The organism is Salegentibacter sp. (assembly GCF_041642575.1).
Taxonomy (GTDB): Bacteria; Bacteroidota; Bacteroidia; order Flavobacteriales; family Flavobacteriaceae; genus Salegentibacter.
In genome coordinates, this window is record NZ_JBEPWD010000031.1 from 13151 (window position 1) to 27035 (window position 13885).

Below are 13885 nucleotides of genomic sequence, written 5' to 3' on the forward strand. Positions count from 1 at the left end.
AGTAATTTTGAGCCTTTAAAGAGTCAATTATGTCTGAAACAAAAAAGTCACTCAATTTCATTGAGCAAATTATAGAGGAAGATCTTAGATCTACACACAAAATAGAGGATTTAAAGTTCAGGTTTCCTCCTGAACCGAATGGTTATTTACATATTGGTCACGCCTCTTCAATTTGTTTAAATTTCGGATTAGGAGAGAAGTATAATGCGCCTGTTAACCTGAGGTTTGACGATACCAATCCCATAAAAGAGGAGCAGGAATTTGTAGATGCTATAAAAGAAGATGTGCTTTGGTTAGGTTATAAATGGGCCGAAGAATGTTATGCATCAGACTATTTTCAGCAATTATATGACTGGGCGGTAGACTTGATCAAAAATGATTATGCCTATGTAGACAGTCAGACTTCAGAAGAAATTGCCTCTCAGAAAGGAACGCCTACAGAGCCGGGTAAAAACAGCCCTTACCGAAATCGTTCGGTAGAAGAGAATCTTGAACTTTTCGAGCAGATGAAAAACGGGGATACTCCCGAAAAAGGTCATGTTCTAAGAGCTAAAATAGATATGGCCTCTCCTAATATGATTATGCGGGATCCTGTAATGTACAGATGCCTTCATAAAAGTCATCATCGCACAGGTAATGACTGGATGATTTACCCATTGTATGATTGGGCCCATGGAGAAAGTGATTTTATTGAAAGGATTTCACATTCGTTTTGTACGCTGGAATTCCTACCTCACCGTGAACTCTACAACTGGTTTGTTGAGAAAGTTAGTAAACCGGGAGAAATGCAGCCTAAACAAAGAGAATTCGCCCGTAGGAATTTAAGTCATACCGTTGTTAGTAAAAGAAAATTGATGCAACTGGTTGAAAAAGGAATTGTAAAATCCTGGGACGATCCCAGAATGCCAACAATTTCCGGATTGAGACGAAGAGGGTATACTCCAAATTCCATAAGAAGATTCGCCGATTCAATTGGTGTAGGTAAGCGGGAGAACATGATAGATGTTGCTCACCTTGAATTTCACGTAAGGGAAGATCTCAATATAACAGCTCCAAGAGTTATGGCTGTACTTGATCCTGTTAAGGTGGTGATCACTAATTACCCTGAAGGAAAAGAGGAATGGTTAACCGCTGAAAATAATCCGGAGGATGAAAGCGCTGGAACCAGGGAAGTACCGTTTTCGCGTGAGATCTATATCGAGAGAGAAGACTTTAAGGAAAGTGCAAATCGCAAGTTTTTCAGGCTTACCCTGGGAAAAGAGGTTAGACTTAAGAATGCTTATATCATCAAAGGGGAAGATGTTGTAAAAGACTCTGAAGATAATATTACGGAAATTCACTGTACCTATGATCCTAAGAGCAAAAGCGGTAGTGGCTCCGAAGAATCCCTTCGAAAAGTAAAAGGAACGCTTCATTGGGTTTCGGTTAATCATGCGATAGAAGCTGAAGTAAGGCTTTATGACAGGCTCTTCACAGTAGAAGCTCCGGATGCCGACAAAGAGAGAGAATTTACTGAATTCATTAATCCTGATTCATTGAATGTGATTACAGGATATCTTGAACCAGGATTAAAAAATGCCGGTGTTCAGGATAAATTCCAGTTTCAGCGCATTGGGTATTTTTGTGTAGACAAAGATTCTACGGTAGAAAAACCTGTATTTAACCGTACAGTAAGTCTACGGGATTCCTGGGCTAAAAGGAATTAGACCTTGAAAAATCGCCTTTAAGAATATTTTAGTAAAGAAAATTAACATATTAACCGGTTATTAACAGCGGTGCTATTATGCTTAGCGTATATTTGGGATTAAGTATAACTAAATTAAACTAACAAACTATTATGGCAAATACAGGAAATACACTTCTAGCCCTTATAACAGGTGCAGCTATTGGTGCCGGTCTAGGATTACTATATGCTCCGGATAGCGGAGAGAAAACACGTAAAAGACTTAAAGATGAGTCTGGAAAAGCTCAGGATCGTTTCAATAAGAAATACACTGAAACTTCTTCAAACCTAACTGATAAGGCCCGTAAGGCCCGTTTGGAATTTGAAGAGCGACTAGGTGAAACTCTTTCTTCTGCGAGCCATAAAGCTGATGATATTCTTTCAGCAATGGAATCAAAATTAGAAGAACTTAGAAAACAGAACGCAAAACTTCAAAAGGAGGGCAAAACAAAAGAAGCTGAATCCACAACTAAGAAAGCGGTAGTATAATAACTTTATGGCATTCGAAAAACTCTCAAACAGTCTTAACGAATTAAATTATAATCTTCAGGCATTTGCTCATACAAATGCTGAATATTACAAGTTAAAATTCTTTAAGCAAGCTATGAGTGGCGCCACATCTTTGGTGCGGTTCCTTACTTTGGGTGCTATTATGGTAATTGTATTTTTTCTACTGTCATTTGCCGTTGCCATTGCTATAAGCGAGGCTATAGGAACTCCCAGCGCAGGTTATTTTATTGTTGCTGGATTTTATATAGTGCTGTTTATATTAATCCTGGTTTTTGGTAAGAAGCCTATTGAAAAGCTGATGCTGCAGAAGTTTTCCAGAACCTTTTTTAATGATTAATTTATGAAAGAGTACACTTCTTTTGAAGAAATCGACAGGGATTTGGAGATTTTAAAACTTCAAACGCAAATAGATAAAGAGGAAATTAAACTTAGTATAGAAAATGCTAAAGCGGGTATTTCACCACTTTCTATCGCAGGAAGTATTCTTGGATCTATTCTGGAAAAGGCCTTGGTTTTAAAAGCTGTAACAAAGCTTACCGGTTTAAAGCGGGTAACCGCCACGGTAAAGAAATAAATTAAGTACAGATTAGCAGCTGTGTAATAAAGTTGAAATTAGATGCGATTTCGCTCATTTCACCTTATTTTACACAGCTGTTTTCTTTTAAAAATCTTTATATCTCTAGATCCAGGTTGTTATCTCTTTTTTTCTTTTTTGTAGTACTCTCCCTGGTTTTTTCCTTTTCAATTTCCTCATTTTTTTTCTTCATCGCTTCGCCAATTTGATTCGATGCTGAAAATGAAGCCACCATATTGTTCAGCATATCACTACCTGCCTGGGGAGAATTAGGGAGCAGAATTAAATTGCTGTTGGTTTCTTCTCCAATGGCCTGTAAAGTGTCATAATGTTGGGTAACCACAATTAAGGCTGATGCTTCCTGGGAGTTAATTCCAACATTATTTAAAACATCTACACTTTCCTCAAGTCCGCGTGCTATCTCTCTTCGCTGGTCGGCGATACCCTGACCTTGTAAGCGTTTACTTTCGGCTTCAGCCCGGGCTTTAGCAACTATTTTAATCCTATCGGCTTCCGCAACATATTCTGCAGCCACTTTATCGCGTTCTGCGGCGTTTATTCTATTCATAGCAGCCTTCACCTCCACATCGGGATCAATGTCTGTTACAAGTGTTTTAATGATGTCGTAGCCATAATCCTCCATCGCTTGGTTAAGTTCCCTGTTAACAGCAATAGCGATATCGTCTTTCCTTTCGAAAACATCATCCAGACGCATTTTTGGAACTTCGGCCCTTACCACATCAAAAACATAAGAAGTAATTTGATCTGACGGACTTTCCAGTTTATAAAATGCATCGTAAATATTGGATTTCACCACCTGAAATTGCACTGAGATCTTAAGCTTTACAAAAACACTGTCTTTGGTTTTTGTTTCAATGAGAACATCGAGTTGCTGCACCTTTAGATTGATCCTTCCGGCGATATTATCAAAAATGGGAATCTTAAGATGCAATCCCGAATTACGGATGCTGTGAAATCTTCCGAAGCGTTCCAAAATAGCGGCCGATTGTTGCCTGACTATAAAGATGCCTGAAAATAAAATCACTAATCCTATTACTAGGAGAATTGGGAGTAAAATATAGTTCATAACACGTGTTTTTATTTTTCTCAAGATATGAAATATTACGCTTCGATTTTAGGCATAAAAAACCCGGAAGGAACTTTCTGTTCTCCCGGGTTTAATAATTTGATTTCCAAACCCTATCCCAGGGTAGAGATCGCTTTATTTATTCTTTTAAGCGTTTCTTCTTTTCCAATGTTTTCAGCAATCACAAAAAGGTCGGCTCCCTGCATAGATCCTACAAGGGCAAGTCGCAAGGGCTGCATAACCTTTCCGAAACCTATTTCCTTAGACGTTATCCAGGCTTTTACATTTTCCTGAATTTTTGAAGCTGAAAAATCATCTTGTTTTTTCAGAAGTTCGCTTAACTCAAGCATTATTTCTGAAGTATCATCTTTCCAGGCTTTTTTTACGTTTTTAGGATCATAAGAAGTAGGGGAGATGAAGAAATAATCTCCCTGTTCCCAGAGATCTTTCACAAAAGTTGCTCTTTCCTTTACGATCTCAATAACTTTTTTGGTATAATCAAGATCGACCGTGATCTCTTTTTCCTGGAGTATTTTTTGAAACTCTTTAGCCAGGAAAGTATTATCTGCTTCCTGAAGGTAATGGTGCTGAAACCAATTTGTCTTTTCAGGATCAAACTTTGCACCTCCTTTATGAACTCTGGTAAGTTCAAAGGCCTGCGTTAATTCTTTTATATTGAAAAATTCCTGTTCTGTCCCCGGGTTCCATCCTAAGAATGCCAGCATATTGGTAACCGCTTCAGGGAAATATCCGTCTTCCCGATAACCTGCTGAAATTTCTCCGGTTTTTGGGTCCTTCCATTCCAATGGAAATACAGGAAACCCTAGTTTATCTCCGTCGCGTTTGCTGAGTTTACCTTTTCCCTGTGGCTTAAGAATTAAAGGAAGATGCGCAAATTTTGGTGTATCCCAGCCAAAGGCCCTGTAAAGCATAACGTGTAAGGCTAAAGATGGCAACCACTCTTCTCCACGAATCACATGGGTGATTTTCATCAAATGATCGTCCACAATATTGGCGAGGTGATAAGTTGGCATCCCATCGCTTTTAAAAAGTACCTTGTCGTCAAGGATCTCAGTATTGATCTCCATATTTCCACGAATCTCATCCTGGAGATTCAGGATTTCACTTTCAGGAGATTTAAAACGGATAACATAATCCTCTCCGGCAGCAATTTTCAACTTTACTTCTTCCTCAGTCAGGGAAAGGGAATTATCCAGTTTTAATCGGTTGTGCCAATTATAAATAAAGGTTTTGCCTTTCGCTTCATGGTCTTTGCGGTGTTCATCAAGAGTTTCTGCTTTATCAAAGGCGTAATAGGCCTTACCTGTTTCTACCAGTTTATTGGCATATTCCCGGTAGATTTCTTTGCGTTCACTCTGACGATAAGGTCCATGTTGTCCTTCTTTTTCCGGACCTTCATCAAAAGGAATATTGCACCAGTTAAGGGAATCAATAATATATTGTTCTGCGCCTTCCACATAACGATTTTGGTCGGTATCTTCTATCCGAAGCACAAAATCCCCATCGTGTTTCTTTGCAAACAAATAATTATATAAAGCTGTTCTAACTCCCCCAATATGCAATGGGCCTGTAGGACTTGGCGCAAAACGCACCCTTACTTTAGCACTCATAGTTTTATTTTTGAAAACAAAGATACAAGCTTTAGGCAGCATTCCTAAACCCTTGTAACTTGAGGTGCTTTAATTTCTGAAAATATTTTGGTGTCAGACCTTTTACTTTCAGAAAAATAAATATTGTATTTTTAAGCTTGAAAGTGGGGTAGTCGATGGAAAATTATAAAGAAGTAAAAAGGAAGCTAAATGCTTTTATATCAAAATACTATAGGAATAAACTGCTTAAAGGAGCCATTCTTTTTACCGCGGTTGGATTGCTGTATTTGTTTCTTATAATTTCAATTGAACATTTATTCTGGCTTAACACCACCGGCCGACGGATCCTCTTCTGGCTTTTCATAGGGATTGAAGCAGGTCTTTTTATCTTTTTTATAGCGATTCCGCTTTCCAAATTATTCAGATTCTCTAAAACTTTATCTGAAGAAGATGCTTCCCGAATTATTGGAAGACATTTCCCAGGGGTAAATGATAAGCTTCTAAATCTGCTTCAGCTTAAGAATTCAGAGAAAGAATCAGATCTTTTAGTTGCAGGAATAGATCAGAAATCCCGTGAGTTAAATCCTATTCCTTTTAGTGCAGCCGTTAATTTTAAAAGTTCCCTGAAATATGTGAAATGGGCTGCTTTTCCCGTTATAATATTTCTGGCCATCTGGTTAACGGGTAATTCTTCCATTTTTTCTGATTCCTACGGAAGGGTGGTCCATTATAATGCAGAATTTCAACCACCGGCTCCCTTTTACTTCACCTTAGAAAATGAACTTCTTGAAGTGCGCCAGAACAAAGATTTTACGCTTCAAGTAAAAACCATTGGAGATATGAATCCCGAGCAGGTTTCGGTAAATTATAACAATCAGGATTATCTTCTGAAACGGATAGAACCTGGAACTTTTGAATATACTTTTAAAAGGTTAGAGAAGGATACAGAATTCAGTCTCAATGCTAATGGAATATCTTCAGAAAAATATACTCTTGAAGTTTTGAAAGTACCTGCAATCTTAAATCTTGAAACGAACTTTGAGTATCCTGCCTATACAGGTAAAAGAAGTGATTCTGTTATTGGAACAGGAAATGCCAGAATCCCTGAAGGCACCCGGGTTACCTGGAATTTAAAGGCCCGGGAAACATATGAAGTTCATTTTAAATTGCCGGACAGCAGTTTGAATTTGAAACCACAATCGGGAAGAGTGGAATACCAATCCCGGGTATATTCAAGCCTTAATTATTCTATAAGTTCCTCCAATAAGAAAATTAGGAATTTTGAACCGGTGTCTTATAAAATTGATATTATAAAGGACCGTTTTCCGGAGATTGAGGTTGTAAAGAAAACAGATAGCCTTGAAGAGCAAATTAGTTATTTCTATGGAAAGGTTTCAGACGATTATGGCCTGAGTAAACTTCAATTGGTTTATTACCCGGAAGCCTCACCGGACAGTCTCAATCAGATTTCAATTCCTGTAGCCAAAGAATCCTTTGCTGAATTTCTTTTCACCTTTCCCGGAGATCTGGAACTTGAAAGAGGGGTGAATTACTTGTACTATTTTCAGGTTTTTGACAATGATGGAGTGAATGGGGCAAAGAGCAGCAGGAGTGAGATTTTCGGTTTTAGAAAGAAAACTTTAGAGGAAATAGAGGAAGAGAAGATTCAGCATCAGGGAGAATCCATAGAGAATTTTAATAAATCTCTTGAGGAAATTGAATACTCCCGGGAAACCTTAAATGAAATTTCACGTAGACAAAAAGAAACAGATAGGTTCGATTATAATGAAAGAAAGAAACTTCAGGATTTTCTTGAGAGGCAGAAACAGCAGAATGAGATGATGAAGAATTATTCTGAAAAACTTAAGAAAAGCCTTGAAGAAGAGGACCCATCTAAAGAAGAAAATTCCTACAAAGAAGATTTAAAGGAAAGGCTGGACAAAAATGAAGAACGCCTGGAAGAAAATGAAGCTTTAATGGAAGAGTTGAAGGAATTCTCTGAAAAAATAAGCAGGGAAGAACTCGGTGAAAAGCTGGAGGAGCTCTCCAAACGCAACCAGTCCCAGCAACGAAATATGGAGCAGCTGTTGGAACTAACCAAACGTTATTATGTGCAGGAGAAACAGCAGAAACTGGCTAGGGAACTTCAAAACCTGGCAGAGCGTCAAGAAAGAATTTCTGAAGATGAGGAATTGAATAACAAAGAATCCCAGGAAAAACTTTCCCGGGAATTTGAGGAATTTAGAAAGGAAATGGATCAACTTGACGAGGACAATGAGCGTTTAAAGCAACCTGTAAATCTTGATCGTGATCAGGTGGATGAAGAAAGCATTGAAAAAGATCAGCGTGAATCCGAGACAGATTTAGATAAGCAACAACAGAACAAAGCCAAAGAAAAACAGAAGGAGGCGGCAAAGAAAATGATGCAAATGAGCGCTAAAATGCAACAGCAGATGCAGGCGCAATCTGGAGAAGAATTAGAGGCCGACATAGAAAGTCTAAGGCAGATCCTTGATAATCTTGTAAGATTTTCCTTTCAACAGGAAGATCTTTTGGAAACTTTTAAGTCGATGAATAGAAATGACCCCATGTTCGCCAGGAACTTGAAAATTCAGAATGATCTTCGGGAGAACTTTAGGCATGTTGATGATAGTCTATATAGTTTAGCATTAAAGAATCCCATGATAGGTGAAGAGATTACTGGTAAATTAACCGATATCGAATTCGATCTTGAAAAAGCTTTGGAACGCCTTGCCGAAGATCAGGTGCCTCAGGGAACCGCAAGCCAGCAATATGTTGTTACCGGGGCCAATGATCTTGCTTATTTACTTAGCAGCATCCTTTCTTCCATGCAACAGCAGGCTAATCCACAGCTTGGGAAAGGTGGAGGTGATGGGGAGGAATTCCAGTTACCTGATATTATACAGAAGCAGGAGGAAATACAGCAACAACTCGAGGAGGGTATTGAAAAAAATAAGGGTGAAAAACCAAATGGTGAAGATGGTGAAGGCCAGGAGCAGGAAAGTGGAGAACTCTTTGAAATATATAAACAACAGCAGGAACTTAGAAGAGAATTAGAAAAGATGATCAATAAAGAGGCTGAGGATCCAAATGGTGAAAATTTACGTGACAATATGGAACAATTGGAAGAGGAATTACTTGATAAAGGCTTTAGACCGCAAAGCCTGGAAAGAATGACTAATCTTGTTCACGAATTATTAAAATTCGAAAAAGCCCGCCTGGAACAGGGTGAAGATAATACACGAAAGAGTGAAACCAATGTAAAGGAATTTGGTAATTCATCTAAAGATCAAAACCTTAAGGCCAAAGAATATTTCAATTCTACCGAAATTTTAAACAGACAAGTATTACCTTTGCGCGAAATTTACAAACAGAAAGTAAAAGTGTATTTTGAGCGAGGAACAGGAACAGATTAACTTTTTTTCAGAGACAGATTTTAGTTTGAAAAATGAAGCTTCCCACAGGGAGTGGTTGCAGCGCGTTGTAGAATCTGAAGAAAAGGAGATAGAGGAAATAAACTTTGTTTTTTGTGATGACGAATATTTGCATAAGATTAATCTGCAATATTTAGATCATGACACCTTCACAGATATTATAAGCTTTGATAATTCTGTTGACGATCAACTCGCGGGAGATATTTTTATCAGTATAGAAAGGGTGAAGGAAAATTCACTTGATTTTGACGTTTCTTTTGATGAAGAATTGAGACGGGTGCTTGTGCACGGTGTGCTTCATTTTTGTGGTTACAGAGATAAATCTGAAAGTGAAAGCCAACTGATGCGACAGAAGGAAGACGAGAAAATTGCAATGTTCCACGTGGAACAATAAAGAAAATTTATGTTTGAAAAGGAGTATGATGTAATAGTAGTTGGGGCAGGCCACGCAGGAAGTGAGGCCGCTGCAGCTGCTGCTAATATGGGGAGTAGAACCCTTCTGATCACAATGAATTTGCAAAATATTGCACAAATGAGTTGTAATCCGGCTATGGGTGGAATTGCCAAAGGTCAAATTGTTAGAGAGATTGATGCTATGGGTGGCTACAGTGGATTGGTTAGCGATACCAGTGCCATCCAGTTTAAAATGCTTAATAAATCCAAGGGGCCTGCTATGTGGAGCCCAAGGGTTCAAAGTGACAGAATGCGTTTTGCTGAAGATTGGAGAATACGTCTTGAACAAACTCCAAATCTTGATTTCTATCAGGAGATGGTTGCGGGCCTTATAATCGAAAATAATAAGGTGGCTGGAGTTAAAACTTCCTTAGGGCTTGAAATAAAAGGTAAGTCTGTAGTGCTTACCAATGGCACTTTTTTAAATGGACTTATCCATATTGGAGATAAAAATTTTGGTGGAGGCAGGGCTGGAGAAAGAGCTTCAACAGGAATTACCCAGGACCTGATAAATGTAGGTTTTGAATCCGGAAGAATGAAAACCGGAACTCCGCCAAGAGTTGATGGCAGATCTTTGGATTATTCCAAAATGACTGAACAACCCGGAGATGAAATACCTTCGAAATTTTCCTTTTTGGATGAAACCAAACCATTGAGTAAGCAGCGATCCTGTCATATGACTTATACCTCTAATGAGGTTCACGAAATACTTAAAGAAGGCTTCGAAAGATCTCCAATGTTTAACGGAAGGATTCAGAGTATTGGCCCACGATATTGCCCTTCAATTGAAGATAAGATCAATCGTTTTGCTGATAAAGACAGGCATCAATTATTTGTTGAACCTGAAGGGTGGAATACTGTTGAGGTATACGTGAATGGTTTCTCGACCTCCTTGCCGGAGGATGTTCAGTTTAAAGCCTTACGATCGGTCGCCGGATTTGAAAACGTCAAGTTTTTCCGTCCCGGATACGCTATTGAATATGATTATTTTCCGCCAACTCAACTTAAACATACCCTTGAAACCAAACTTGTAGAAAACCTTTATTTCGCTGGGCAAATCAATGGTACTACAGGATATGAAGAAGCTGCCTCGCAAGGATTAATGGCCGGTTTAAATGCTGCGCTTAAAATTCAGGAAAAGGAAGAATTTGTTCTGAAAAGGAACGAAGCTTATATTGGAGTTTTGATAGATGATCTTATTACCAAAGGCACGGAGGAACCATATAGGATGTTTACCTCACGGGCCGAATATCGAACTCTTTTGAGACAGGATAACGCCGATTTCAGGCTTACCGAAAAATCTTATAAATTAGGTTTGGCTTCTGAAGAGAGGATGAGAAAGATGGAGGAGAAGAAGGAGAAATCTTTCGGGTTTGTAAATTTTTTAAAGGATAAAAGTGTTATTCCTGAAGAAGCAAATCCTATCCTGGGTAAGTATAATTCTTCACCGATGAATCAGAGTGATAAGATCTTTAAGATTTTTTCCAGGCCAAATATTGAAATGAAAGATGTAAGGCAATTTCCGGGTGTAGAAGAATATATTCAGGAGAATGAATTAAATTCTGAAATGTTAGAGCAAACCGAAATTCAGGTAAAATATTCAGGGTATATCGCCAAGGAAAAAAACAACGCCGACAAATTAAATAGGCTCGAGGATGTGAAGATTCCAAAGGACTTTGATTATACCCGGATTAAATCGATGTCTTTTGAGGCACGGGAAAAACTAAATAAGATCCAACCGATCAACGTATCTCAAGCTTCTAGAATTAGTGGAGTGAGCCCGAATGACATTTCTGTGTTGTTGGTTTATATGGGAAGATAAATTTATCTTAGTTCCACGTGGAACAATTAGAGTTTTAAATTATAGAAATCCAATTACATTTGATTGAACAGGAAATTAAAAACGATAAAAAGGGCGGCATTGAATGCAGGGATTATTTGGTTTCTGGCGAAAAATTTAAGCTAATTCCTGCTTCGGAATTCGACATTTTAAAAACCCAGCCCGTTCCTGCAAATTTGGATTTTTATTATCAAAGTGAGGATTATATTTCCCATACAGATTCTGCTAAAAGTATTACCGATAGAATTTATCAGTTGGTAAAAGGCTATATGCTCAACCAAAAATTAAACTGGATTGAGAAATTAAAATCTCCTGGAAAAATTTTGGACGTTGGGGCAGGAACCGGCGACTTCCTTTTGAAAGCAAAAAAAAGAGGTTGGAAGGTTAGCGGAATTGAACCAAATAAATCTGCCAGGAAACTAGCACTTTTAAAAGATTTGAATCTTCAGGCTGATCTTTCAAAAGTAGGAACGGAAAAATTTGATGTGATTTGCCTCTGGCATGTTTTGGAGCATATTCCTAATCTCGAGGAAGAAATTTCCAATTTTAAAGCCCTTCTTAAAAAAGACGGTATTCTTGTAATTGCCGTTCCAAATTTTAAAAGTCACGATGCAGAATATTACGAGGAATTTTGGGCAGCTTACGATGTGCCAAGACATCTTTGGCATTTTTCTCAAAAAGGAATTAATAATCTTTTCTCGCAATTTGATTTAAATTTAATTTCCACTAAAGCGCTGATTTTTGACGCTTACTATGTAAGCCTTCTTTCTGAAAAAAATAAAACAGGTTCGTCTAATTACTTAAAAGCAATTTATAGGGGCTGGATCTCAAATTGGAAAGCGAAAGAAAGCTCGGAGTATTCTTCCCTGGTCTATTTCTTTAAAAATTAGCAAATTTCTCATTTTAAAGCGATTTAAGCCATTTTCTATATCATAGGCGAAACCTAGCCATTCAATATTCTGTTTTGTTCTCAAAAGTCATTAAAAGGCGTTGTTTTTTATAGAAGGATACTATTTTTCCTTAATCAAGAATAGCTTTTTCAAATAGTGAGCTAATATCAAGATAATTGGAAAATTTAAAGATTTAACTTTTATACATTTGCCCAAACCAAATTTTACAAAATGAAGAATATATTTTTGCTTGCAGCCATTGCCCTGTTTTTTGTTTCCTGTAATGAGGAAAAAACAGCTTATGTAGATACCACCAAATTAATCCAGGAGTATCAGGAGATGAAAGATGTGGAAGCCGAATTTGACGAAAAGTCAGAACTAGTTAAAGGAGAATTGGATTCTGTAGCCAGCGCTTTTCAAGCTGAAGTTCAGGATTATCAATCCAGAATGAATTCAATGTCCCAGACGCAGCGTCAGGAAATTGAGCAGGAGCTTATGCAGAAGCAGCAACAACTTCAGCAACAACAACAGCAAAGAGGTGGCGCTTTAAGACAGGAAAGCGATGCTGCTATTGATTCGATCGTAGAAAAAGTGAAATCTTACGTAGAAGAATACGGAGAAGAAAACGGGTATACTTACATTTTTGGTTCGAATGAATCTGCAAGTATCATGTATGCCAAGGATGGTTTGGATATAACAGAAGAGATTCTTGAAGAATTAAATGCTTCTTATAAGGAGAACTAATTCAGCAAACCAACAAACTAAAAAGCCCCGATTGGGGCTTTTTTTATATTCTCTTTTCTATTATTTACCCAAGTAGGAAAACTCCAAAAATCACCACTACGAAATATCCGGTAATTGTAAAAGCACCTGCATAGTCTTTGGCTACTCTTTGACCAAACAAAAGCATTAGGAGGGTAATTGCTGCCAGCACGCTGGAATAAAACGCCCAGGAAAGATCATTATATAGGAGAATCCAGATTATTCCCAGTAATGCCATTAACCCGGCCATTATTTCAGCAATCATTATTATTCCCACCATTAGCGGAACCATCCCTCCCATAAATGTGTCTTTAAAATGTTCTTTTAACCATCCTGTGTTTCCCTCCCAATCGGTAGCTTTATCGATACCGGATTGTAAAAAAGTGATAAGGATGAAAATAAGGATTAATATTTCTGTAATTGAATTGTATAGGTTTTCCATAATTAAGCTGTTTTTTTATGTAGATATCGTGTTAGTTTAATCGAAAGGTTGGTGAGAACGATCTTAGCATTGGCGTTGCGCCCAATATGATAGATCGCTTCTTCCAGGGCTTGATTTATTTCTAAAATATTGCCTCCATGTACAAAAGGCGCGAAATTTTTTATTTGAAAGCCTTTTGTTTTCGGTTCGAGGTAGACTAGGCTATTTGCTTTATAATTATACATAAGTGCCTGCCGGAAAAAATCTATGCAATAGAGCAGAAAACTTTTCTGGGTTTCACGACCCAATCCGGCTATTTCTTCGCTCCATGCAATAAGTTCAAGGATGGTAGATTTGTTTCCTTTTGCCTTAAAAGCACTTCTCACCCAGCTGATGAACCAGGCCTCAAATTGTTCATCCCCTGAGTTTTTTTGTAAAAGATGCAATGCCCTGGTATAACTTCCATTTGCCTGATGAGCTATTTTTAAAGCTTCCTCCTGCTCGCAATTTTCTTTTTTTATTAGAAATTCAGCAATTTCAGCTTCCGGAAGTGGAGGGAA

Annotated in this window: 12 protein-coding genes and 1 pseudogene; 9 read left to right on the forward strand and 4 right to left on the reverse strand. The window is 38.0% G+C overall.

The features are described 5' to 3' along the window. Positions 1 to 29 precede the first annotated feature (29 nt). The 4 genes from ACESK1_RS06935 (at position 30) to ACESK1_RS06950 (ending at position 2807) form a co-directional block, all read left to right on the forward strand. Positions 30 to 1706 (forward strand): glutamine--tRNA ligase/YqeY domain fusion protein, encoded by a 1677-nt coding sequence (locus tag ACESK1_RS06935; RefSeq protein WP_372919293.1) that lies wholly within the window; start codon positions 30 to 32, stop codon positions 1704 to 1706. 131 nt (positions 1707 to 1837) lie between these two features. Beyond that, positions 1838 to 2212, forward strand: a complete 375-nt coding sequence (locus tag ACESK1_RS06940; RefSeq protein WP_372919295.1) for a YtxH domain-containing protein — start codon at positions 1838 to 1840, stop codon at positions 2210 to 2212. A gap of 7 nt (positions 2213 to 2219) precedes the next feature. Beyond that, the gene (locus ACESK1_RS06945) at positions 2220 to 2570 is read left to right on the forward strand and encodes a phage holin family protein (protein ID WP_372919297.1); all 351 of its coding nucleotides are present in this window, start codon (positions 2220 to 2222) and stop codon (positions 2568 to 2570) included. A gap of 3 nt (positions 2571 to 2573) precedes the next feature. Next, positions 2574 to 2807: a DUF6327 family protein gene (locus ACESK1_RS06950; protein WP_372919299.1), complete on the forward strand. Its 234-nt coding sequence runs from the start codon at positions 2574 to 2576 to the stop codon at positions 2805 to 2807. A 97-nt stretch (positions 2808 to 2904) separates the two neighbouring features. Here the strand turns inward: ACESK1_RS06950 and ACESK1_RS06955 are convergent, their stop codons facing one another. Further along, on the reverse strand, positions 2905 to 3894 hold the full coding sequence (locus ACESK1_RS06955; protein WP_372919301.1) for an SPFH domain-containing protein: 990 nt from the start codon (positions 3892 to 3894) through the stop codon (positions 2905 to 2907). Between the two features lie 113 nt (positions 3895 to 4007). Next, positions 4008 to 5525, reverse strand: a complete 1518-nt coding sequence (gene gltX, locus ACESK1_RS06960; protein WP_372919303.1) for a glutamate--tRNA ligase — start codon at positions 5523 to 5525, stop codon at positions 4008 to 4010. A gap of 155 nt (positions 5526 to 5680) precedes the next feature. Between gltX and ACESK1_RS06965 the strand changes: the two genes are divergently transcribed. From ACESK1_RS06965 to ACESK1_RS06985, 5 genes are all read left to right on the forward strand, one after another. Further along, positions 5681 to 8941, forward strand: coding sequence for a hypothetical protein (locus tag ACESK1_RS06965; protein WP_372919305.1), 3261 nt, complete (start codon positions 5681 to 5683; stop codon positions 8939 to 8941). Continuing rightward, a complete protein-coding gene (ybeY, locus tag ACESK1_RS06970; protein WP_372919307.1) occupies positions 8916 to 9353 on the forward strand; it encodes an rRNA maturation RNase YbeY in 438 nt (145 codons plus the stop codon). The genes ACESK1_RS06965 and ybeY overlap by 26 nt, the downstream gene beginning before the upstream one ends. Positions 9354 to 9362: 9 nt before the next feature. Further along, positions 9363 to 11234: a tRNA uridine-5-carboxymethylaminomethyl(34) synthesis enzyme MnmG gene (gene mnmG / locus ACESK1_RS06975; RefSeq protein ID WP_372919309.1), complete on the forward strand. Its 1872-nt coding sequence runs from the start codon at positions 9363 to 9365 to the stop codon at positions 11232 to 11234. A 59-nt stretch (positions 11235 to 11293) separates the two neighbouring features. Then, positions 11294 to 12142, forward strand: coding sequence for a class I SAM-dependent methyltransferase (locus ACESK1_RS06980; RefSeq protein WP_372919311.1), 849 nt, complete (start codon positions 11294 to 11296; stop codon positions 12140 to 12142). A gap of 231 nt (positions 12143 to 12373) precedes the next feature. Then, on the forward strand, positions 12374 to 12886 hold the full coding sequence (locus ACESK1_RS06985; RefSeq protein WP_372919313.1) for an OmpH family outer membrane protein: 513 nt from the start codon (positions 12374 to 12376) through the stop codon (positions 12884 to 12886). A 64-nt stretch (positions 12887 to 12950) separates the two neighbouring features. Here the strand turns inward: ACESK1_RS06985 and ACESK1_RS06990 are convergent, their stop codons facing one another. Continuing rightward, positions 12951 to 13346 (reverse strand): DoxX family protein, encoded by a 396-nt coding sequence (locus ACESK1_RS06990; protein WP_372919314.1) that lies wholly within the window; start codon positions 13344 to 13346, stop codon positions 12951 to 12953. A 2-nt stretch (positions 13347 to 13348) separates the two neighbouring features. Beyond that, a pseudogene (locus ACESK1_RS06995) lies at positions 13349 to 13885 on the reverse strand (DNA polymerase III subunit delta'); the annotation flags it as partial.